The organism is Caulobacter sp. BK020 (genome assembly GCF_004342605.1).
Lineage (GTDB): Bacteria > Pseudomonadota > Alphaproteobacteria > Caulobacterales > Caulobacteraceae > Caulobacter.
Genome location: NZ_SLZL01000001.1, coordinates 415,454 through 437,992 on the forward strand (window position 1 = coordinate 415,454; position 22,539 = coordinate 437,992).

Below are 22,539 nucleotides of genomic sequence, written 5' to 3' on the forward strand. Positions count from 1 at the left end.
GCTTCCGCTATTTTGTAACAAAAACTTCTTGATGCGCCCCGTCGCCCAGGGCGCCGCCGCGGGTCAGGACGACCTTGTCGCCATCCTGTTCGACCCGGGCGTCGAACACGCGGGCGATGGCGCGGCTGAAGCCGGCGGGATCATTGGCGGCGAACAGCCCGGTCACCGGCTCGCGCGCCAGGGCCGGGTCGCGCACCTGGATCCGGGTGTCGCTGTAGCGCGCGAACGCCGCGGCGGCCTGGTCCAGGGTTTCGCCCTCGAACGCCAGCTTGCCATCGCGCCAGGCCAGTTCACGGGTGACCGCCTCCGGCCCCACCGGCCAAGGCCGCTCGGCCGGACCAGACAGGACCAGCCGGGTATTGGCCGTGAGCGCCACCCTGCTGGCCAAGGCCGCGAGGCTCAGGCCCGCGACCTCGACCCGGCCCTGGTTCACCAGGACGTCGACGGGATCGGCGTCGAGCTTGCGAACCCGGAACCCCGCCTGCGCCGTGCTGAGGCGCCGGCCGTCCACCTCGACGACGAACGGCCGCTGCTCGTCGCGGGCCACCGAGAAATAGGCCTCGCCGCTGAGCAGGGTGACCCGGCGCTCGCCCCGGCTGTACCGGACCCGGATCCGGGTCTGGGTGTTGAGCAGTACGGTCGATCCGTCCTTGAGCGGCGCCAGGCGAATCTCGCCCCGCTCGGTGCTGATGACCGCGCCGGCCGCCGACACGCCGACGCCCAGCGCCGCCAGGGCGCCGACCGCCACCGCCCCTCCGGTCCAGGCCAGCGCCTGGCGGCGCGACAGGCCCGAGCGCCGCGACCGCCCGGGCGGCTCGAACGCGACCGGATCGAAACCGGGCCCCAGCGCCTGGGCCGACTCGCTCATCAGCGACAGCGCCCGGGCGCGCAGCAGCGCGCCCTTGCGGCGCGGGTCGCCCCGCAGCCAGGCCTGAAAGACGTCCTCCGCCTCGGCGGTCAGCGGCCCGCGATCCAGCCGCGCCGTCCAGTCGGACGCCGCCTGATCAATGTCTCGACTGGTTTCTCGCTCGGCCATCTATCGAGGCAATCTCCGCTTCTGTGTTCCTAGAGGTTTGGGGCCGCCTGTTTCCGCCACGGCCGAACCAATCAATCAAGAAGAGGATGCCCCGGGAAATGTGCGTCTCGACCGTATTTTCCGAGATGCGCATGCGCGAGGCGATCTCGCGCTGGGGCATGTCCCGGACGCGACGCAGGACAAAGGCCTCGCGGGTCTTGAGCGGCATGGCCGCGATCGCGTGGGCCAGCTGGCGCAGTTCGTCGCGGTCGATCGCATACTGTTCGGGCGAGGCCGCGGTCTCGGCCTGCTCCAGCCGCTCCAGGTCGTCGACGGTATGGATCGGGACGATGCGCGCCCGACGGACATGCCGCATGATCACCGAACGCGCCACCTGGAACAGATAGGCTCGCGGATGGCGGATGGCGTCCACGCTCTCCAGCTCGGCCAGGATCGTGTAGGATTCCTGGATGATGTCGTCGGCGTCGATCCCCGGCGGCGCGGCCCGCAAAAGCCAGCCCCTGAGCGCTGCTTCATGCGGCAGGACGTTCCGCAGAAACCATCGTGTTCTTTCCCGGTCGGCGGCGCTCATTCGTTATCCGCTGGCTTGGAGACTGTTTTGGCCCCGAGCGACCCGGCGATGGGAATGACGGGAACCGCTCGCGTCGATCAGCGCCCTGCCTAATGGCCAATTGTGACAGTCAGGCTTCCCTGCACGTGGCCGGATGATCGCGAGCCGATCACAATTTTTAGTGGTGCCGGGCAGCGAAGCTGGGGAGCCGCCGCGGCGGGTTCATGCAGGCTGATGGCGCGACACGCGAAGCGGCGGCGGGAACAATCCCGACTCGCACTGCAGCGCCTTTTGGATGACGGGATCGTCGCCATGGAAATGGTCGCCGGAGCACTGCCCTTAACCGCCGCCCCGGCAAAGCTCTTCGCCTGATCGAGGTCGTGGAGATTGATGGCCTTGTCCGCACCGTCAAGCGTGACGGGATGGAGATAACAGCGCGGAACAAGGTGCTGGTTCCTGTTCAGGCCACGGCGCGAAAGAAGCTCCTCTCCTCATCCCCGGTCAATTTCGCGATAAGCGGCGATCAGGCGCTCCTCGCCGGGACGTCCGGCCAGGGAATTGCCATGCTCCATGCCGATCACGCCCCCATAGCGCCGGGACTTCAGCCACCGGACGATCGAGGTGTAGTTGATCTCGCCGGTGGTCGGCTCCTTACGGCCTGGAGTGTCGCCGAACTGCACATAGGCGATCTCGCTCCAGCAGGCCTCCAGCGTCGGGATCAGATGCCCGAACTGGATTTGCGCATGGTAGAGGTCGGCGAGAACCTTCACGGCCGGGCTGTTCAAGGCGCGTGCGATCGCGAAACCCTGCGGGATCGTCTGCATGTAGACGTTGGGATGGTCGATGCGGGTGTTCAGCGGCTCCATCACCATGACCAGGCCCTGGGGAGCCACGATGTCGTTCGCTCGGCGCATCACGTTGATGATGCGCGCCGTTTGGATATCCAGCGGCGTCTTCGGGTCCAAGAACCCGGTGACCACCGTCATGCACTTGGCGTTCAGCCGCTTGGCCACGTCGACGGACGCACGGATGTCGGCCAGGAACGCGTCCCGCTCCGCGTCATCGGGGCCGCCGAGCACGGGCCGGAACTGAGCCCACTTGGGCATGCTGGCGACGAAGACCCCCATCGTCATGCCGCGTTGCTTGAGCGCTCGCGCCATTCGCTCCTGGTCTTCCACAGGACGGTCCCGCGCCTGGTTGTCCTCCCAGGCGGTGAACCCCTGGTCCGCGGCAAAGGCGATCTGCTCGATCAGTCCGCCGCGGCTGGCGAAGCTGCCCTCATGGGGCGCGAAGGCGAGCGAAAAGCGCGCCGCGTTCGACTTGCCGCCCTGGGCGGCGGTCAGTCCCGGCGCCAGGGCGGCGGCGGCGCCCGCCGCAAGCACGGTCCGGCGACGAAGGATCATTTCCGGCTCCCTCCAAGTTAGGCGGCGACCGCGCCAGCAAAAGCCATCACACGCCATCCGGTGATCGACAATAGACGCCGAGAGGCTTGGCGGCCGGGGCCGAGCCCTTCTCACCCGGGTCTCGAAGGCGACGACTTCTTATTGTGACGCTTCTGCCAGAGATGCTCTTTTTTTGCGTATATAAAAACATATTTGCCAATGAGAATTTATATGTACTATTATTCGGTCCAGAAAATTAGACCCACCCTTTTCGAGAAATGCCGGCTGCGGGTTCGTCCGCGGCGTCGCGGGCGCTCGCCTTGGGCTCAAGAAATAGAAGCTGGGTAGCAAACACGGGAGGAAATTCATGCGGAAGACGTTGCGTCATGTCCTTTTGAAGGGGCTGGCCATTGGGGCGCTTGCGGTCTCTGCGGTCGCGTCGACCTTGGTCGCGCCCGCCAGCGCCCAGAGCTACAGCTGGCAGACGGTGAAGATCGGCGGCGGCGGCTATGTGCCCGCCGTCATCGCCCATCCGGGCCAGCAGAACCTCTTCTACGCCCGCACCGACGTCGGCGGCGCCTATCGCTACAATTCGTCGAACAGCACCTGGGTCCCGCTGCTCGACGGGCTCACGCCGAGCCAGGCTGCATACGACAACGTCCAAGCGATCGCCATCGACCCCAACAACACCCAGAAGCTCTACATGGTCGCCGGCGGCGGCCATGACTGGCAAACCAATTGCTGCGGCGGCGTGCTGATCTCAAACAACCAGGGCGCCAGCTTCACCATCGTGCCGCTGACCTTCGAGCTCAACGGAAACGAGCGCGGCCGCAGCGTCGGCGAGCGGCTGCAGGTGGACCCGAACCTCGGCTCCGTCCTGCTCTACGGCACCGCCAACACCTCGGCCGGCGCCTCCACCAATGGCCTTTGGAAAAGCACCGACAGCGGCGCGCACTGGTCCAAGGTCACCAGCTTTCCCGCCATGTCGAACAACGACACCGGCGCGGGCGTGAGCTTCGTCGCCTTCTACAAGCCGTCGGGTTCTTCGGGCCAGGCCACGCCGAGAATCTTCGCGGCCGTCAGCACGCCGGCCGCCGCCAGCTCGGGCGCCACCCTCTACCAGAGCACCAACGGCGGAAGCACCTGGTCGCAGGTTCCGGGAGCCCCGACGGGCCAGCTGCCGCAACGCGGCCAGATCGGTCCGGACGGCAACCTCTACATCACCTATTCGCAGCACGATTCGTCGTCCAGCGGCTGGGGCCCGGACGGCCTGGTGCACGGCGAGGTGTGGAAATACAACATCCCCGGCAACAGCTGGACCAACATCACCCCCCCGAACGACAGCCAGCAACTGGCCGGCTGGTTCGCCGACTACGGCTTCTCCGGCCTGTCGGTCGATCCGGCGCATTCGGGCGTCGTCGCCGTCATGAGCATCAACCGATACGACGGCCATGGCGAAGCCCTGTTCCGTACGACCAACGGCGGCGCGAACTGGGTCGACGCCACCGCCAACGTCAACATCAACCTCACCGCGGCCCCCTGGAACGGCACGCGCGGCTATATCGGCAACTGGAGCGGTGTGGCCCTCGATCCGTTCAACACCAACCACGCCTTCGTTACCTGGGGCGGCGGCATCATGTCGACCCAGAACCTGACGGCGTCCGCCAACGGTCAGACCGTCAATTTCGCGCTGGACCAAAACGGCGTCGAGGAGGGGGTTCCGCTCAGCCTCGCGTCTCCGGGCGTCTTCTCGTGGGGCGGTTCGGTTCCGCTGGTCAGCGGCATGGGCGACATGTGCGGCTTCTTCCACGCCAGCCTGACCCAACCCCCCGCCGAGGCGTTCTCGAATCCGACCTGCGGCAACACCACGTCTCTCGACTGGGCCAAGAGCACGCCGAGCATTCTGGTGCGCGTCGGTCAGTTCGGCAGCGCCGCCGGCGGCATCTCGTACAACGGCGGCTACAGCTGGTCTCCCTTCACCAGCAATCCGGCGGGCGCCACGGCCAACGGCGGCGGCAACGTAGCGATCAACGCCGACGGCAGCGCCATCGTCTGGTCGCCCGGCGACAGCGGCGTCGCACCAGCCGTCTCGACCAACAGCACCTACAGCTGGACGTCGACGTCGTTGCCGGCCGGCACGCCCGTGGTCGCCGACGGCGCGAACGTGAACAACTTCTATGCTTACGATCGCACCAACGGCAAAGTCTATGTCAGCACCAACAAGGGCGCCAGCTGGACCCAGCCGGTCACGCCGATCGCCTGGCACACCCTGATTACGCCGTTCGGCAAGTCGTGCGACGTCTGGCTGTACGGCTATAGCGGCCTGGTGCACAACACCACCTGCGGTTCGGGAACCTGGACCACGCTTTCCGGACCCACCAGCGTGCAGGCCATGGGCTTCGGCAAGGCGGCCTCCGGCCAGTCCTACCCGGCCATCTATGTCAGTGCGACGCTCAACGGCGTCGTGGGCGTGTACCGCTCGGTCAACGGCGGGAGCAGCTGGGCGAAGATCGACGACGCTCAGCATCAGTACGGCGGCTTCCGCATGCTGACGGGCGATCCGAAGACCTTCGGGACCGTCTATGCCGCCACCAACTCCGGTCGCGGCGTCATCGTGGGCACGTCTCCCAACTGACCCTGCCCAAGGCTGGCGGCGCCGCCAGCCTTGGGCGATCCCACCCCGTCCGCGCAGCCGGTTGCGGCGGTACGGACGGGGCTTGGGCAAAGACTGAAGGCCGCGCTTCTATCCCACGCGAAAATGCCATGGACAGAACAAAAAGGGGCTTACGAGCCATGAAAGCCATACGATACGTGTCAGGCGCCATGCGGGCGGCGTCTCCAGCCTTGGCCTTTATCGCCTTGCCGGCCCGTGCCCAGGCCTATGCCGACCCTGCAGGATCCGGCGCCATCGTCGGCGCGCTGCACTGGATCCAGGGGACCTTGCTGGGCACGACCGCGACCGTCGTCGCGGTGATCGCCGTCGCCTTCATCGGCTACATGATGCTGACGGGACGGTTGAACTGGCGCCACGGCGCGGCGGTCATCCTGGGCTGCTTCATCCTCTTCGGCGCGACCAGCATCGTCGCCGGGATCCAAACGGCGGCCAGCGGCGGCCTTTGAAGCATGGACATGCTCGATCGCGACCGCCTTTTCGTAGCCCTGACCAAGCCGCAGATGTTCCTGGGCGTCACCTACAGCTTCCTGATCGCGAACGTCATCGTCACGACGGAACTGTTCCTGATCTTCAAGGCGTTCTGGGTCATCGTCGCGGCGCTCGTCATTCACGCGGCGGGCTGGGTCGCCCACCTGTACGACCCGCGCATCTTCGATATCTGGATCGTCACCAGTTCACGCTGCCCTCGGGTCAGGAACCGGTCTCTGTGGGGGTGCAATTCCTACAGTCCATGACCAGCGTAGCACACGAAAAAGAGACCCGGGGCGGCGATCGCCTACCGTATCTTGCGCACATCGATGATCACACGGTGATGCTGCAAGACAAGCTCCTCATGCAGACCATCGTTCTGAAGGGACTTCTGTTCGAGACCGCGGACACCAGTGAACTCAATTACCGCAAAGACCTGAGGGACGCCGCGCTCAAGGCCCTCAGCGCCTCTCGCTTTGCGCTCTATCACCATATCGTCCGCCGCCGCGTCGAACCGGCGCTCGAGGCCGGCTATGAGGACGCGTTCAGCCGGACCCTGAACGAACGGTGGCGCAGGCGCCTGGACGCCAAGGCCCTCTACGTCAACGACATCTATGTCACGCTCCTGCGGCGGCCGACCCAGGGGGGCAAGGGACTGGTCCAACGCTTGCTCGAAAGCGCCTCCGCCGACGCCGGCCGCGCCGACGCCGAGCTGCGCGAGGGTCTGCGCGACCTGAACGAGGCCCGCGAGATCCTGATGGCCTCGCTGGCGGCCTACCGGCCGCGCGCGGTCGGCGTCTACACGCGCGGCGACAAGCACTATTCCGGAATCCTGGAATTCCTGGCGCAGATCTACAACGGCTTCGGCCAGACGCGACTGCTGCCGGAGGGCGACCTGGCTTCGCACGTGCCGGCCCGCCGCCTCAGCTTTGGGCGCAACACAGGCGAACTGGCTCCCTATGCGGAGCAGGACCGGCGCTATTTCGGCATCCTGTCGATCAAGGATTATCCGGGAACCTCGCGGCCGGGCATGGTCGATGAACTGCTGCGGCTGCCCGCCGAATTCGTCCTGACCCAAAGCTTCGCCTTCGTCGACCGCGACCCCGCCCTACGCCGCGTCGGCCTGGCGCTGCGCCGCATGCGCGCCAGCAACGACGAGGCGGTCACGCTGCGCAGCGAACTGGCCGTCGCCAGCGACGACGTGGCCGCCGGGCGCGCCGTCTTCGGCGAACATCACATGAGCCTCATGCTGAGCGCCGCCGACGAGCGCGAGGTCGCTCAGGGCCTAGCCGACGCCCAGGCGGTGCTGGCCGACCTCGGCATCGTCGGCGTGCGCGAAGACCTGGCGCTGGAGCCCGCCTTCTGGGCGCAGTTCCCCGGCAATATGCGGTTCATCACGCGGCGCGCGCTGATCGCCGGACGCAATTTCGCCAGCTTCGCCTCGTTCCACAATTTCGCCATCGGCGAGCCGCGCGGTTACTGGGGCGAGGCGGTCACCGTCCTGGAAACCACAGCCGCGGGCCCCTATTTCTTCAACTTCCACCACGGCGACCTCGGCAATTTCAGCGTCATCGGCCCGTCCGGCTCGGGCAAGACGGTGGTGTTGAACTTCCTGCTGGCCCAGGCGCTGAAGTTCCGGCCGCGGCTGGTCTTCTTCGACAAGGACCGCGGCTCGGAGATCTTCATCCGGGCCGTCGGCGGCCGCTATCGTACCCTGCGGCCCGGCGAGCCCTCGGGGCTGAATCCCTTGGCGCTCAAGGCGACGCCGATCAATCGCCGCTTCCTGATCGATTGGGTGTCGCGACTGGTTTCGCCGGACGCCGCGCCAGGCGCCGAGGACCTGGCGGTGATCGAGGCGGCGGTCGAGGCCAATTTCGCGGCGCCGGCCAGTCTACGCCGCCTGAGCGCCTTCGCGGACCTGCTGCGCGGCGCCGAACGGCCCAAAGCCACTGACCTCTATGCCCGGCTGCGTCCCTGGTTCGGGAACGGAGAGCATGCCTGGCTGTTCGACAACGCCGAGGACCAGGTCGGCCTCGACGCGGCGGTCGTCGGCTTCGACATGACTCAATTGCTGGACGCGCCGGCGACGCGGACCCCAGCCATGATGTACCTGTTCCATCGCGTCGAGGAGCGCCTCGACGGATCGCCGGCGATCATCGTCGTGGACGAGGGCTGGAAGGCGCTCGACGACGATATCTTCGTGGCCCGCATTCGCGACTGGGAAAAGACGATCCGCAAGCGCAACGGCCTGGTGGGCTTCGTCACCCAGAGCGCCCAGGACGCGCTGGCCAGCCGCATATCCTCGGCGATCGTTGAGCAGGCCGCCACGCATATCTTCCTGCCCAACGCGCGGGCCCAGGCCGTTGACTATGTCGACGGCTTCGGACTGACCCAGCACGAGTTCGACCTGATCCGGTCCCTGCCCGATCACGCCCATTGCTTCCTGATCAAGCATGGGCGCGAGAGCGTGGTGGCGCGCTTGGACCTGACCGGCGAGGCGGAATTGCTGCACGTCCTGTCCGGCCGCGAGAGCGCCATACGGCTGCTGGACGAGGTGCGCGCCGCCGTCGGCGACGATCCCAGCGACTGGATGCCGCCGTTCCTGGAGAGGCTGAGGTGAGCGCGGCCTGTCCCGTCGCCGCCGACAACGCCGGGGTTGTCGAGCGCCTGGCGGTCTATGTCGAGTGCCAATCGCGCCAGATCGATCTGGCGGCGTTCCAGGGCGGCTTGTGGCATGGCCTGCCGACGGCGCTGGTCTCCGCGCTCATGGTGCTCACCGTCGTCGGCATCGGCTACCGGCTGATCCTGCACCGCCATCTCGACATGGCCGACCTGATCTATGCGGTGCTGCGGCTGGGGTTCGTGATCGCGGTGGCCACGACGTTCAGCGCCTATTCCGCGCTGGTCTACACCGTCGCCACCCAGGGGCCGACGGAACTGGCCGCCATGGCGCTGGCTCCGACGGGGCTACGGGCGCCCTCGCTGACCCAGGCCAGCCATGCCGCGGCCGAGACCCTGACGTCCCTGGCCGGACCGACGCCGGTGTCCCCGCCCCCAGCGCCGCCGGCGACGGCCGGCGGCGACCCGTCCGCCAAACCCTCGACTCCGGCCCCCGCGCCCCCGCCTGTCGGTCCGAGCGTGGATCTAAGCAGCGCCGTGTTCATGCTTTCGTGCGTCGGGTTCAGCCTGGCCGCGCGGCTGACCCTGGCGATCGTCCTCGCCATCGGCCCGCTGTTCATCGCCGCCGCCGCGTTCGATCTGTCGACCGGCCTTTTCGTCGGATGGCTTCGGGCGCTGGTCGCGCTGTTCCTGGCCCAGGCGGGCTATGCGGTAAGCACGGCGTTGGAGCTGTCGTTCTTCGCCCAGGACCAGGAGCGCCTGTCGTCGGCGCCCGCCGACGCCGGCGACCCGTTGCTGGTCGGATTGTTCTTCATGGCGGCTGGCCTGGCCATAACCGTGATCGCCGTCCTGGCGGCTGGCGGATTGCTGCGTTTCGCCCTGGCCCGACGCGCGAGCGCGCCCGCGACGGCGCCGCCGGTGACCGAGCCGTCGCCGACGGCGCGATCGCCTTGGTCCGCCCCCGAGGTTCGGCTCGCCTCCCCGGCGTCGCGTGTCCAGCGCGTCATCGACGCCGTCGGAGCGCCGGCCGCCGTCTCGGAACCGCGTCAGAGCGGCGACCGTGAGGTCGTCGGCGTCTCAAGTGCTGGCGCGGCCTCGGGGACGGCCACGGGATCGTCGGACGCCGCCGGCCCGGGCTTGCGACGGCCCGGACACTTGCGAGCGTCGACGGGTGCGGCCAGGCGGGATCTGATTTCATGAAAACAGACAAGAAATCCTATTACGCGGAGACCTTGAGTTGGGCTCAAAGCGAGGCCGACGGCGCGCGGCGCACGCGCGACCGCACGTGGATCATCGCCGGCGCGGCGGTGCTGGTCGCCGTGGTCGAGGCGTTCGCCCTGGCCAGCCTGGCGCCGTTGAAATCGACGAGCGTGGTACCGGTCCTGGTCGACCGGCAGACCGGATTTGTCCAGGTGCTGAACAAGGACGGCGGCCAGATCCTGCGCGCCGACACGGCCCTGACCCGGTCGATGCTGGCCCAGTACGTCGCGGCCAGGGAAGGCTTCGACATCACGACCCTGAGCGCCGATTACCACCGGGTCATGCTGTGGTCGGGCGGCGCTGCGCGCGGCGAATACGCCGCGGTGATGCCGGCGCAGAATCCGCAGAGCCCGTTGCGGCTCTATCCGCGTTCAGCGCTGGTCGCGGTCAATATCGAGTCGGTCTCGGACCTCGGCCCGCGGACGGCCTTGGTGCGTTTCACCACGACCAGGCTGGACGAAGGCGCCTCGGCAAGGGCGGCCAACTATTATGCGGCTGTGATCACCTATCAGTTTTCCGATGGGCCGCTACGCGTCGAGGACCGGTTGATCAACCCGCTGGGCTTCCAGGTGACCCGGTATCATCGCAGCGACGAGACCGCGCCTTCGCCGCAACCAACGCCGGTAGCTCCCGCCACGCCGGTCAGCCCGAGGGATATATCCGAGACCCCGACAGCGCCCCCGCAAGGCGGCGTGGTCGGTGGGTAGCGTGCTCCCCGGCGAATATGAGGGACCCGTGACCACACGCCGCCATCTCCTCGCCCTGATCGCCGCCTTGCCGGCCGGCGTCGCCTTGCCGGCGAGGGCGTCGGTCGCACCCAAGCCGGGCCTGAAGGACCCGCGGATCCAGACGATCGATTTCGATCCGGACGAGGTCGTCGCGCTCCGCGTGGCGCTGGGCTATGCCTTGACCGTCGAATTCTCTTCGGACGAACGCATTGAAAACGTCGCCCTGGGGAACAGCGCGGTCTGGCAGGCCGTGGCCAATCATCGGGCCGACCACCTCTTCATCAAGCCCATGCAGGGCGCGACCAACACCAACCTCACCGTCGTCACCGACACGCGGGAATATAATTTCGACCTGACCGCCATTCCTGTGCCGGACGCCGCCACGGCGATATCGCTGAGGTTCGTCTATCCGGTGAGCCTCGACCAGCAACCCGCCCCCCAGGCCGCGCCGAAAGCGCGCTTCCGCTTCACCGGAGCCGGATCGATCCGGCCGGCGTCCATGTACGACAACGGCCTGGCGACCTTCGTGGAATGGCGCGAGGACAGCCAGATCCCAGCTGTCTTCATGGTCAACGACCAGGGGGCGGAGGTTCTGATCAACGGCGCCATGCGCGACGGCAAGTACGTCATCGATCTGGTCGCCGACCATTTCGTCTTCCGGCTTGGGAAGCAGAAGGCGACGGCGACACGGGTCCTCGACAAGGGGCAGAAATGACTGGCGACGGCCCGCCCAAGCCCGACTCCCCCGGCCCCCGAGTAGCCTTGCCGCCAACGGGGCCTTCACCGGTTGTCGTCGCCATCGCCCTTTGCCTGGCGGGCGGGGGCGTGATCTGGCTGGCCCAGGCGCATCTTGGTGCGCCCAAGCCCGCCAAAACGCGCGCCGCACCCGCCACGGCCCTTCCGCCAAGCATCGCGCCGCTGGACATTCCACCACCGCCGCCGCCGCCCCCCCCGACGTCCCCACCGCCCCCCGAAGTGCGCTACATCCAAGGTCCACCGCCGCCGCCGATCGTTCAGTACGTCAGCCAGCCGATGCCGCCGCCCATGGCGGCCGGTCCCGAACCACGGCTGTCCGAGCCGGTCATGACGATCGACCTCCCCCCGGCCTCGGCGCCGGCCGAGGGGGCGCCGCCGGCGGACGATCTGCCGGCCCGCGCCGTCGTCATGCGCAATCGCGCCATGCTGGTGCCCCAGGGCGCGCTCATTCCGGCGGCGATCGAGACTCCCGTCGATTCCAGCGTGGGCGGGGCCGTGCGCGCCATTACGACAGGCGATACGCGCGGGTTCGACGGAACGCGAGTCCTGATCCCGCGCGGCAGCCACCTGGTCGGTGAAATCCGTCCCAACGCCCAGCCGAACCAGAGCCGCGTCACGATCCTGTGGACGCGCCTCGTCCGGCCCGACGGCGTCGCCATCAAGCTGGTGGCGCCGGGAGCGGATCTGCAAGGCGGCGCCGGCGTCGCGGGCAAGGTCGACAACCACCTGTTCGCGCGCATGGGCTCGGCCGTTCTGCAGTCGGCCCTGACCATCGGCGTGGCCGTGGCCTCGCGCGGCGACAACGGCGCGGTCATCCTGGGCCTTCCCGCCCAGACCGCCGGCGGCATCGCCCAGGCCGGGGCGGCGCAAGGCAAGAACGCGCCCACGGTCACGGTCGCGGCCGGCACGCCGATCATGGTCTTCGTCAACCGGGACATGGACTTCACGGGGGTCTTGCCAAGACGATGACCGCCCGGCCGACGACCGATGGTCCCAGCGACTATCTCAGCTACTATCTCGAACCGCTGCGGCCGCTGCTCGTCGACGCGGATACGACCGACATCTATATCAACCGGCCCGGCGAGATCTGGCGGGAGCGGCTGGGCGGCGAGATCGCCTGCCTGCCGATGCCCATGCTCGACAGCGAGTACCTGCAGCGCCTCGTCCGGCAGGTCGCCGTCCATTCCCACCAGGGGCTGAGCCGGGCTCATCCGCTGCTCAGCGCCAGCCTGCCGGACGGCGCCCGCATCCAGATCGTCATGCCCCCGGCGACACAGCGCCATCTCGCCATCGCCATCCGCCGCCATCGCGCCGCGGCCCTGCCCCTGGCGTCCTATGTGCTGGAGCCGGCGCGGCGGCGCGACGCCATTGCCGCCCCGACCGGCGAACTGGCGGCCTATCTCGCCGAGGCGGTCCGGCAAAGGCGCAACATCATCATTTCCGGCGGCACCTCGAGCGGCAAGACGACCCTTCTCAATTCGCTGCTGGCCGAAATCCCGCCGTCCGAACGGTTGATCACCATCGAGGACGCGGCGGAGCTGCAGCCGAGCCACGCCAACCGGGTCCAGCTGATCGCCGCCCGCGGCGGACAGGGCGAGGCGAACGTAACCCCCAACGACCTGCTGGAGGCGGCCCTGCGTATGCGGCCGGACCGCATCCTGCTAGGGGAACTCCGCGGCGCCGAGGCCTATACCTTCTTGCGCGCGATCAATACGGGGCACCCGGGGTCCATCACCACCATCCACGCCGACAGCGCCGAGGGCGCGCTGAGGCAGCTGGCGATCATGATCCTGCAGGGCGCGCACAATCTCGACTACGCCAACGCCTATGGGCTGGTGACATCGATGATTGATATCGTGGTTCAGATCGACCGCGTCGAAAACCGTCGCTGCATTTCCGAAGTGCTGCGCCTGGGCGACCGCACCGCGCCTTGACGCCTTCCGGGCGCGAGCGCCGACGCCGCGCGGCAATGCGTGAGGCGCGGGCCCAAGAAGCGAGAAAAAATCCGATCCTGCGGAGACGGTCAGAGCGGCAGTTGAGCTTATCTCAAGCCCTTGGAAACTTTGGAGTTCGGACACACCGGGCGAGCGCTCGCTAGTGGCCAAGCTTCTGTTGCCAAAGCGTCTCACATAGAGGAAATGGCGCACCCGACACGATTCGAACGTGTGACCTTTGCCTTCGGAGGGCAACGCTCTATCCAGCTGAGCTACGGGTGCTTCCGCCTTGCGGAAGCGCGGTCTTAGCTGAAAGGCCGCGCCGGCGCAAACGGGTCTTTGCGGGGCGGCGTCAGCCTTTCGCCAGATAGACGAAGCGGACCACGAACAGGGCCGCGAGGATCAGCAGCAGCCAGTCGCCCTTGCCGATCTTGCCGGTCAGCAGGCGCAGGACCGCGTAGCTGGTGATGCCGAAGGCCAGGCCGTTGGCGATCGAGAAGGTCAACGGGATGGTGATCAGGGTCAGGAAGGCCGGGATCGCCACGGTGGGATCGGCCCAGTCGACGTCGACCAGCGCACCGACCATCAGGGCCCCGACCAGGATCAGGGCCGGGGCTGTGGCGGCGGCGGGGATCGCCTGGACCAGGGGCGCGAAGAACAGGGTGACCAGGAACAGCAGGCCGACGACCACCGCGGTCAGGCCGGTGCGGCCGCCGGCCGTCACCCCCGCCGCGCTTTCGATATAGCTGGTCACGGTCGAGGTCCCGGCCACGGCGCCGACCATGGTCGCCGCCGAATCGGCCAGCAGGATGCGGTTCAGGCGCGGGATCGAGCCGTCGGGCGCCTGCAGGCCGGCCTTCTTGGTCACCGCCACCAGGGTGCCGACATTGTCGAACAGGTCGACGAACAGGAAGACGAAGACGATCTCGAGCATGGCCAGGGCCCATCCCGCGCCATTGGGGCCGCCCTTCAGGTGGAACGCGCCGGTTACGTCGAGCTTGAAGGCGGTGGCCGTCAGGTCCGAGAGACTGGAGGTCCCCGGCGCGATCTTGGCCAGGCCCAGGGCCCAGCCGGCGGCGCCGGCCAGCAGGATGCCGATCAGGATCGCCCCCTTGACCCGCCAGGCCTGCAAGACGGCGATCAGGACCAGGCCCAGGATCGCCACGGCCGCCGTCGGGGTGGTCAGGTCGCCCAACGCCACGGTGGTGGCGGGACTGGCGACGATGATGCCGGCCTCCTTCAGGCCGATAAAGGCGATGAACAGTCCGACCCCGGCCGCGACCGCCGAGAACAGCGGCTTGGGGATGGCCGCGACGATCATCTGGCGCACGCCGACCAAGGTCAGGATCAGGAAGGCGACGCCCGACAGGAAGACGCAGCCCAGGGCCGTCTCCCACGGCACGCCCATGCCTTTGACGACGGTGTAGGTGAAATAGGCGTTCAGCCCCATGCCGGGGGCCAGGGCCAGCGGATAGTTGGCGACCAGCCCCATCAGGATCGAGCCGAAGCCGGCGGCCAGGCAGGTGGCGGCCGCCACCGCCGCCACCGGCATGCCGGTCTCGCCCAGGATCGTCGGGTTGACCACCACGATATAGGCCATGGTCATGAACGTGGTGACGCCGGCCAGCAGCTCGGTGCGGACGTCGGTTCCATGGGCCTTGAGGCCGAAGAGGCGTTCGAGCATGGCTTAGCGGCTCCGGCCGGCCGGGGTGTTGGGAATCTCGGTCGCGTAGCGGTCCCAGTGAGCGACCAGCTCGCGGACCACGACGCCGCCGACCTTGAAGGTGGCGTCGAACCCGGCCTTCAGGCCTTCGCCGTGGAAGACGTGCGGCAGGCTGGTCTGGCCCAGCGGCCCCCGGGAATAGTTGCTGGCGGTGCGCAGCACCAAGACCCGACGGCGGTCGATCTTTCCGGACGTGGCATGGGCGTCGAGCACGTCAAGGATCCCCTGGTCTTCGCAGTCGGTCATGGTGAAGGTTCCGGCGCCGTCGGTCCAGAGCTTGACCCAGTCCTCCGCCCATCGAGTGCGATGGGCGCCGTGCCAGAAACGCACCGTGCCCAGGGCGTCGCCCCGCAGCACGAACGGCGGCCGCTGGCCTTGGGGGTCGCCCTCATACGGCGCCCGCAGGGCCTGCAGGCCCGGAGAGTCCGGCAGTCTGACGTCACGGGTCAGGCCGTAAGCCCAGTCGACCAGGCCCTTGTCCAGCGTCCAGACCATGGCGCTGGAACCCTCGGCCTTGCCCTTGACGTTCGGGCGCTCGGTATCGTTGGCATAGAGGCCGTAGGGCCAGTCGGCCGGCATGTCGCGCTCGTCGAGCTCGTAGATCGGGTCGGCGTCGACCACATGGCTGGCCCAGGCGGCGCTGCCGACCGAGGCGACGGCGGGATCGACCCCGGCGATGCCGCTGACGATCCAATAGGCCTTGGACAGGTCGAACTGGTCCGACAGGATCAGGGCCGCCACGCTCTCGCGGGCCCGGCCCCGCATGTCGCTGACGATCGCCAGCACCCCGTCGTCGGAATAGCGGGCCACGTGACGGACGCCGGGGATGACGATCTCGTGCTTCAGCGGCCAGCCCTCCACCCAGGGCTGGAACTCGCCGGCCATGTCGCCGGTGTCGGCCCCGATCTCGAAGGTGGTGACCACCACCACCTTGACCGGCAGGCGGGCCGCCGCCTGGGCGCCGGCCAGGCCAAGGCCGAGGGCGACACTCAGCGCCAGGACGATCCGAAACCACAAAGCGCGCATGCAGGCCCCACCCAATCCGGCGCCGAACCTCCACCGATGCGGCCCGCGACGCAATCGCCGATCGCCGCAAGACGCGGCGACGCCCCCCGCTGCGCGCCGACGAGGCGTCGGCGCCCAATCCGGTCGCTGACGGCGATGGAGACCTCGCCTCCTGGCCGGGACCGCGGCTAGGGTGCCGGCGAATCACTCCCTTGCCGAAAGCCGCCCATGCGCCTGCTCCTGACGCTGCTGATCCTGGCCAGCGCTCCGTTCTCCGCCCCCCGCCCCGTCCAGGCCGCCGACCTCCTGGATCCCACGCCGCGCACGGCGGTGATCAGCGCCTTTCCACCGGAGCTGGCGGCGCTGGAGGCGGCGACCGGCGACAAGCACGTCTACACCGCCGCCGGCGCGCGGTTCGTCACTGGCACGCTGGAGGGCAAGCCGGTAGTGCTGTTCCTCAGCGGGATCAGCATGGTCAACGCCGCCATGACCACCCAGAGCGCCCTGGACCGCTTCCGGATCGAGCGGATCGTGTTCTCGGGCGTGGCCGGCGGCGCCGACCCCGCGCTGGAGGTCGGCGACGTGGTCGCGCCGGAGCGCTGGGTGCAGTCGTCCGAGATGGCCTATGCCCGGGAGGTTCCCGGCGGCTTCGCCCCGACTCCGGGCCTGACCGACGGCCGGAGCAATTTCGGCATGATGTATCCGCGCGCCGTGACGGTGACCCGCGATCCGGCCAAGCCGGAAGACCTGAAGGACTTCCCGGTCGACCCGGCCCTGCTGGACCTGGCCCGCCGCAGCGTCTCGGGCCTGACCCTCAAGCGCTGCGCGGCCGACCAGTGCCTGGCCAAGCCGCCCAAGGTGGTGGTCGGCGGGGTGGGCGGCTCGGGCCCGGTGTTCGTCGACAACGCCGCCTTCCGGCAGTACGCCCACGACGTGTTCGGGGCCCGGGTGCTGGACATGGAGAGCGCCGCCGTCGCCCAGGTGGCCTATGTCAACCGCACGCCGTTCATCGTCTTCCGCAGCCTGTCGGACCTGGCCGGCGGCGACCCGGCCGGCAACCAGTTCCCGGTGTTCCTGAGGTTCGCGGCCGAGAACTCGGCCACCGTCGTCAGGGCGTTCGTCAAGGCGCTGCCTTAGGACGCCCTCACGTCTTCAGCGGATCTTTGGCGTTCGGATCGCCATAGGTCAGGGACACGAAGACGTCCTCCAGGTCGGGATCCTCGGTGGCGATGTCCTTGATCTTCAGGCCCTCGGCGCGGACCGCCGCCAGCACCTGCTCGACGCTGGACTGGCCGGTGCGGTAGGAGACCGAGAACGCCCCGGCCCCGCGCAGCCTGGTCTCGAAGCCCGGCAGCAGCGGCGCGACCGTCACCGGCTCCTCCGGCGTGACCACCACGTTGCGGCTGTCCATGCGGCGCAGCAGGGTCGCGGTCGGCTCGCAGACCACCACCTCGCCGCGGTTGACGATGGCGATCTGGTCGCACAGCTCCTGGGCCTCCTCCAGGTAGTGGGTGGTCAGCACGATGGTCACGCCCAGCTGGTTGAGGCCCGTGACGTATTGCCAAAGCTGGCGGCGCAGCTCGACATCGACCCCGGCGGTGGGCTCGTCGAGGATCAGCACCGGCGGCTGGTGGACCATGGCCTTGGCCACCATCAGCCGGCGCTTCATGCCGCCCGACAGCTGGCGGACATAGGCGTTGGCCTTGTCGCCCAGGCCCAGGGCGTTGAGCAGCTCGTCGGTGCGGCGCTCGGCCTTGGGCACGCCGTAGAAGCCGGCCTGCACCTCCAGCGACTCGCGCGGGGTGAAGAACACGTCGGCGGCCAGTTCCTGCGGCACCACGCCGATGGCGGCGCGGGCGTCGCGGGGGCGCTCGTCGATGTCGCGGCCCCAGATCCGCACCTTGCCCGAGCTCTTGCGGGTCAGGCCGGCCAGGATGTTGATGAAGGTCGACTTGCCCGCGCCGTTCGGCCCCAGCAGGCCGAAGATCGAGCCGCGCGGCACCTTCAGGTCGATGCCGTTCAAGGCGCGCTTCTCGGGCGCGGTCTTGGTGGCGGGATAGGTCTTGAACAGGCCTTCGGCTTCGATCGCGTAGGCGGGCAGGTCCATGGAGCGTCCAGATGCGCCGCTTTGCAGCGGTATTGGGAAACGAAGGGGCGCGCCTTCAATTGACGACGGCCAGACGGGTCGCATAGGTATGCCTGCATCGCCGCCACGCCAAGGCCGCGTCTGATTTTCAAGGGTTTCACGAACATGGCGCGCAAGGCCAAGTCCACCGCTCCCACCGCCATGGAGCCGACCGTTGTCGAGGTCGGCGCCGGCCCCGCCCCAGAAACCGTCATGGTCCGTTCGCACCGCATCGCCTGCGACGGCGTCGGCGGCGCCCTGGGCCATCCCCGCGTCTGGCTGGAGATGGGCGCGGCCGGCTTCGTCGATTGCTCCTATTGCGACCGCCGCTTCGTGGCCTCCACCGCCGCCGGCCACGACGAGGATGAGCAGCTGGCCCCCGGCGTCTACGAAGGGTCGGGCGGCCACTAGGTCGTCGGCGCTTCGATGAGCGACATCGTTCCGACGGCCCGGCGCGCCGAATCCCTGGCCAAGGCCTGGGAGGCCGCCGAGTGGCCGCACGAAGCGCCGGTGCTGCGAGCCATCGCCATGCCGTCCGACACCAATCCGGAAGGCGACATCTTCGGCGGCTGGCTGCTGTCGCAGATGGACCTGGCGGCGGCCTCGATCGCCTTTCACCGCGCGGCCGGCCGCTGCGCCACCATCGCCGTCGACGGCATGACCTTCCTCAGCCCGGTGTTCGTCGGCGACGAGGTGAGCCTGTTCGCCAAGGTCGTGCACGTGGGCCGCACCTCGCTGAAGGTCGAGGTCGAAGCCTGGCGCCGCCGCCGCGACGGCGAGCAGGCCCACAAGGTGACCCAGGGCGTGTTCACCTTCGTCGCCATCGACGAGAACCGAAAGTCCCGGCCGCTGCCCTAGATCCGCGCTCCGCTCCCGCGGGCGGCCGACGCGCAGCTGCTCGCTTCTGGGGAAGCTGTCAAAAGGCCGACTGAGGGGTCTTTGGCACGTACGGTTTGGCCCTCGTGGGAGGGTGGCCCTGGCGGCGCAGGTGTCGAGTGGGGGGCCGGCGGCGGCGGCATACATTTATAAAAGCTGGTTTCTCGCTCGGCTGATGACCTTCCCGGCCCTAGTCGTTTGCTTGCTTGACGTTGAGCGGCCTTCGAATAGCTTCTTTGCAATAAAACCTGGGATTGCCGACCGTGCGCGGTTTCCTGATCTTCATACATTCAGTCGAGTAGGGCACGCGCATGGTGACGATTTCGGGGACCTCCGGTGACGACATTCTCAGCGGCGGCGACGGCGACGACACGCTAAACGGTCATCTTGGCGTCGATATCCTCCACGGCGGCGATGGCGATGACGTCCTGGACAGCGGGTCTAACGATTTCGCCGGAACCAGGCTGGGCTTCTCCTATGAAGGGGACGCGGGCGGCAACCAGCTCTACGGCGACAATGGCGATGATGTCCTGTCCGGCGGCGCGGGCGATCGGCTGGACGGGGGAGCCGGCAACGACATCTTCACGATCCGTCACGGCACGCTGTCCCTGGGCCGGGGCGCGATCAACGTCACGGGCGGCGACGGCGACGATACGATCAAGGCGGGGGCCGAACTGTACGGCGTGATCGACGCCGGGGCCGGCGCCGACACGATCGAACTCTTCATCCGCTACAACACCGGTCCGGCGACGCGCCTATCGGTGATCACCGGCGCGGGCGCCGACACAATCAGCATCCCCAACGGCGGCGTTTCCCTCGGACTCTCCACGGTTCCGGCGACGGTCGACGTGACCGACTTCACGGTGACGGGCCCCGAGCATGACAGCATCATCCTGACCGGCGGCGGAAATATCTTCGCTGCCGGCGGCGCCAATCCTTATGCTCTGGCCCAAGTGGGAGACGACACCGCGGTTTTCCGCCTTCAGTTCAACGCCGACTTCCAGGGCTCGACACCCTACCTGCTGCTCAAGGGCGTCAACGCCCAGACCCTGACCGCGGCCAATTTCGGCGGCTTCGATCCCGGGCCGATCTGGACCATCGGTGGCACGGGCGACGATAGGCTGACGGCCTCGGCCGGCGGCAACCATCTCCAAGGCTTCGAAGGCGCCGACGTGCTGATCGGCGGCGCAGGAGACGATGTCCTGGTGGGCGGTTCGGGCGCCGACACCCTGGCCGGTGCAACCGGGGCGGACACCTTCGCCTATTACGGCCTGAGCACCGTCGCCTTCAGTCACAACGACTCCACCCTCGCCGCACGCGACCAGATCACCGATTTCGAGAGCGGGATCGACAGCCTGGACTTCACCAGGGCCCAGCCCGTCAGCGTTCAGGTCGTCACCAACGGCGACCAGTCCCTAGTCTATGCCTACGACTCCGGAGGCGTGGCCAGCGCGATCCATATCGCCGGCTCCATACTGACTACCGACGTGATCGCCGCCGCGGGGACGGTTAAGGCCGGTGTGCAGGGCACGTCGCTCCCGGACACGCTGGTGGGGACCAGCGGCGACGACGTGATCCTGGGTGGCGAGGCCCTCGACGTCCTGACTGGCGGCGGCGGCAAGGACATCTTCGCCTATCTGCGGGTGACGGAATCGACGCCTGGCTCCACCGACCAGATCACCGACTTCCAGACCGGCGCCGATGTCATCGACCTGTCTTCGCTGGCCGTCAGCCACGTCACGATCACGCAGAACGGTGACGGCTCGGGCCTCGTCGAGGCCACGACCGACGAGGGCGACATGCGAATCGAAGTCCAGGGCGCGGTGCTGGAAACCGACGTCTGGGCCAATGGCGACGCGACCGGCTTTACCCTGATCACAGCTGACGGCGACCAGAGCTTGATCGGCACGGCGGCCTATGACCGACTGGTCGGCGAGACCGGAGACGATGTGATCATCGGCGCCGCCGGCAGCGACAACCTGACGGGCGGCGCGGGGGCCGACACCTTCCTGTATCGCCACACGAGCGACTCCCTGTCGTCCGACTACGACATCATCGCCGATTTCGAACAGGGCGTGGACGTCATCGACCTCTCGGCGATCGGCGCGTTCTCCATTAGCCTGATCCATAGCGGGAGCGCGACCTATCTCTTCGTGCCGGACGCGTCGGAGACGCGTCTCAGCCCGATGACAATCGCCGTCGCGGGGAACGTGCAGGCCACGGACATCAGGACGGGCCTCAACACCAGTTTCTACATCGTCGGCGACACGATGGGCCAGACCCTGGTCGGTGGTGTCGGATTCAACACAATCGTCGGCGGCGGAGGCGCGGACGCCCTGTTCTCCGGAACCGGGACCACCTACTTCACCTACACCGCCGCCTCGGATTCCAATGCCGCCGCCTATGACATCATTCATGGCTTCAAGGCCGGGACCGACAAGCTGGACCTGGGCGGCCTGAACGCCAGCAATGTCAGCATCGTCAACCACGACGGCGGGACGTTCGTGTTCGGCCGATCCGGGGCCGAAAGCTTCCAGATCGCCTCTACCCAGACCATCAACGGGTCCGATCTGCTCGGCCTGTCCGGCGGGATCTACATCGTCGGTGGAGACGCTGGCGGGGTGCTGATCGGGTCCTCCAACGGCGACACCGTCATCGGCGGGGCGAGCGTGGACGTGATTCGAGGCGGCGGTTCCGGAGACGCCCTGTTCGGCGGCGCCGGGGCCGACGTCTTCGTCTATGGCGGCGTCGATGATTCGAGGCCGTCCAGCCTGGACATCCTGCACGACTTCCAGACCGGCGTGGACGCGCTGGATCTCTCCGCTCTAGCGCCCAGCAATGTTAGCATTATCCGTTACAACGGCGGCTCTTTCATCTCGGGAATTTCCGGCTCGCAGACCTTCCAGATCGCCTCGACCCAGGACCTCAACGCCAGCGACATCATTGGCCTGACCAGCGGCGCCTATATCGTCGGCGACGATGGCGTGAACGTCCTTACGGGCGGGACGCTGGCCGAGAGCATCGTGGGCGGCAGCGGCGACGACGTGATCATCGGCGGCGGCGGGGCGGACGCCCTCTACGGCGGGGCGGGCGCGGATGCCTTCAAGTATCTGGCCGCCTCCCAATCGACGCTCTCGGCCGCGGACATCGTTCATGACTTCCAGGCGGGCGTGGACAAGGTCGACCTGACCGCGATCCACGCTTCGACCAGCGACGCCTTTGGCTTCGCCTATGCGGACGGCGCGACCTTTCTGTTTGTCGATCAGGGCGGCAATGGCGTGAACGAGATGCTCATCGAGTTTACTGGGGCGACACTGAGCGCCGCGGACATCGTTTGGTGACCCTCGGCCAGACGATCTGACCGTCGCAAGCCAACACCAACGGCCACGACGCCGCCTCTGGA

The 22,539-nt window shown here is 68.0% G+C and carries 19 protein-coding genes and 1 tRNA gene; 13 read left to right on the top strand and 7 right to left on the bottom strand.

Going from position 1 to position 22,539, the window contains the following annotated elements:
- Window positions 1-7 precede the first annotated feature (7 nt).
- The 3 genes from EV278_RS01975 to EV278_RS01985 all read right to left on the bottom strand — a co-directional run bounded on the left by EV278_RS01975 (window position 8) and on the right by EV278_RS01985 (window position 2,989).
- Window positions 8-1,036, bottom strand: a complete 1,029-nt coding sequence (locus tag EV278_RS01975) for a FecR domain-containing protein (protein WP_132086130.1) — start codon at window positions 1,034-1,036, stop codon at window positions 8-10.
- The gene (locus EV278_RS01980; protein WP_132086132.1) at window positions 1,005-1,607 is read right to left on the bottom strand and encodes a sigma-70 family RNA polymerase sigma factor; all 603 of its coding nucleotides are present in this window, start codon (window positions 1,605-1,607) and stop codon (window positions 1,005-1,007) included. Before EV278_RS01980 ends, EV278_RS01975 begins: the two co-directional genes overlap by 32 nt.
- Window positions 1,608-2,077: 470 nt before the next feature.
- On the bottom strand, window positions 2,078-2,989 hold the full coding sequence (locus EV278_RS01985) for a TIM barrel protein (protein WP_132086134.1): 912 nt from the start codon (window positions 2,987-2,989) through the stop codon (window positions 2,078-2,080).
- 346 nt (window positions 2,990-3,335) lie between these two features.
- Between EV278_RS01985 and EV278_RS01990 the strand changes: the two genes are divergently transcribed.
- The 9 genes from EV278_RS01990 (at window position 3,336) to virB11 (ending at window position 13,407) form a co-directional block, all read left to right on the top strand.
- Window positions 3,336-5,603, top strand: coding sequence for a hypothetical protein (locus EV278_RS01990; RefSeq protein ID WP_132086136.1), 2,268 nt, complete (start codon window positions 3,336-3,338; stop codon window positions 5,601-5,603).
- A 158-nt stretch (window positions 5,604-5,761) separates the two neighbouring features.
- Window positions 5,762-6,088 carry a TrbC/VirB2 family protein gene (locus EV278_RS01995; protein WP_207905424.1) on the top strand — a complete coding sequence of 109 codons (327 nt, stop codon included), beginning with the start codon at window positions 5,762-5,764 and terminating at the stop codon, window positions 6,086-6,088.
- A gap of 9 nt (window positions 6,089-6,097) precedes the next feature.
- Complete coding sequence (locus EV278_RS02000; RefSeq protein ID WP_347812812.1) at window positions 6,098-6,376, top strand: VirB3 family type IV secretion system protein; 279 nt, start codon at window positions 6,098-6,100, stop codon at window positions 6,374-6,376.
- On the top strand, window positions 6,373-8,730 hold the full coding sequence (locus EV278_RS02005) for a VirB4 family type IV secretion/conjugal transfer ATPase (protein WP_132086140.1): 2,358 nt from the start codon (window positions 6,373-6,375) through the stop codon (window positions 8,728-8,730). The genes EV278_RS02000 and EV278_RS02005 overlap by 4 nt, the downstream gene beginning before the upstream one ends.
- Entirely contained in the window at window positions 8,727-9,929 is a 1,203-nt protein-coding gene (locus EV278_RS02010) for a type IV secretion system protein (RefSeq protein WP_132086143.1), read from the top strand. The genes EV278_RS02005 and EV278_RS02010 overlap by 4 nt, the downstream gene beginning before the upstream one ends.
- Window positions 9,926-10,696 (top strand): VirB8/TrbF family protein, encoded by a 771-nt coding sequence (locus EV278_RS02015; protein ID WP_132086145.1) that lies wholly within the window; start codon window positions 9,926-9,928, stop codon window positions 10,694-10,696. The genes EV278_RS02010 and EV278_RS02015 overlap by 4 nt, the downstream gene beginning before the upstream one ends.
- 28 nt (window positions 10,697-10,724) lie before the next feature.
- Window positions 10,725-11,432 (top strand): TrbG/VirB9 family P-type conjugative transfer protein, encoded by a 708-nt coding sequence (locus EV278_RS02020; RefSeq protein WP_165916495.1) that lies wholly within the window; start codon window positions 10,725-10,727, stop codon window positions 11,430-11,432.
- 260 nt (window positions 11,433-11,692) lie between these two features.
- Window positions 11,693-12,442: a TrbI/VirB10 family protein gene (locus tag EV278_RS02025; RefSeq protein ID WP_165916496.1), complete on the top strand. Its 750-nt coding sequence runs from the start codon at window positions 11,693-11,695 to the stop codon at window positions 12,440-12,442.
- On the top strand, window positions 12,439-13,407 hold the full coding sequence (gene virB11 / locus EV278_RS02030; RefSeq protein ID WP_132086151.1) for a P-type DNA transfer ATPase VirB11: 969 nt from the start codon (window positions 12,439-12,441) through the stop codon (window positions 13,405-13,407). The genes EV278_RS02025 and virB11 overlap by 4 nt, the downstream gene beginning before the upstream one ends.
- A 205-nt stretch (window positions 13,408-13,612) precedes the next feature.
- On the opposite strand, the gene EV278_RS02035 is transcribed toward virB11, so the two are convergent.
- From EV278_RS02035 to EV278_RS02045, 3 genes are all read right to left on the bottom strand, one after another.
- Window positions 13,613-13,689: transfer RNA gene (locus EV278_RS02035), tRNA-Arg, on the bottom strand.
- A 70-nt stretch (window positions 13,690-13,759) separates the two neighbouring features.
- A complete protein-coding gene (locus EV278_RS02040; protein ID WP_132086153.1) occupies window positions 13,760-15,091 on the bottom strand; it encodes an NCS2 family permease in 1,332 nt (443 codons plus the stop codon).
- Window positions 15,092-15,094: 3 nt separating this feature from the next.
- Window positions 15,095-16,156, bottom strand: a complete 1,062-nt coding sequence (locus tag EV278_RS02045) for a purine nucleoside permease (RefSeq protein WP_132086155.1) — start codon at window positions 16,154-16,156, stop codon at window positions 15,095-15,097.
- Between the two features lie 207 nt (window positions 16,157-16,363).
- On the opposite strand from EV278_RS02045, the gene EV278_RS02050 reads away from it, so the two are divergent.
- Window positions 16,364-17,272: a 5'-methylthioadenosine/S-adenosylhomocysteine nucleosidase gene (locus EV278_RS02050; protein WP_132086157.1), complete on the top strand. Its 909-nt coding sequence runs from the start codon at window positions 16,364-16,366 to the stop codon at window positions 17,270-17,272.
- 7 nt (window positions 17,273-17,279) lie between these two features.
- Here EV278_RS02050 and EV278_RS02055 read toward each other — a convergent pair whose 3' ends face one another.
- Window positions 17,280-18,242, bottom strand: coding sequence for an ABC transporter ATP-binding protein (locus tag EV278_RS02055; protein WP_132086159.1), 963 nt, complete (start codon window positions 18,240-18,242; stop codon window positions 17,280-17,282).
- A gap of 144 nt (window positions 18,243-18,386) precedes the next feature.
- Between EV278_RS02055 and EV278_RS02060 the strand changes: the two genes are divergently transcribed.
- The 3 genes from EV278_RS02060 to EV278_RS02070 all read left to right on the top strand — a co-directional run bounded on the left by EV278_RS02060 (window position 18,387) and on the right by EV278_RS02070 (window position 22,477).
- On the top strand, window positions 18,387-18,671 hold the full coding sequence (locus EV278_RS02060) for a zinc-finger domain-containing protein (protein ID WP_081942615.1): 285 nt from the start codon (window positions 18,387-18,389) through the stop codon (window positions 18,669-18,671).
- Between the two features lie 15 nt (window positions 18,672-18,686).
- Entirely contained in the window at window positions 18,687-19,118 is a 432-nt protein-coding gene (locus EV278_RS02065) for an acyl-CoA thioesterase (RefSeq protein ID WP_132086161.1), read from the top strand.
- Window positions 19,119-19,447: 329 nt separating this feature from the next.
- Window positions 19,448-22,477 (top strand): calcium-binding protein, encoded by a 3,030-nt coding sequence (locus tag EV278_RS02070; RefSeq protein WP_132086163.1) that lies wholly within the window; start codon window positions 19,448-19,450, stop codon window positions 22,475-22,477.
- Window positions 22,478-22,539: the final 62 nt, after the last annotated feature.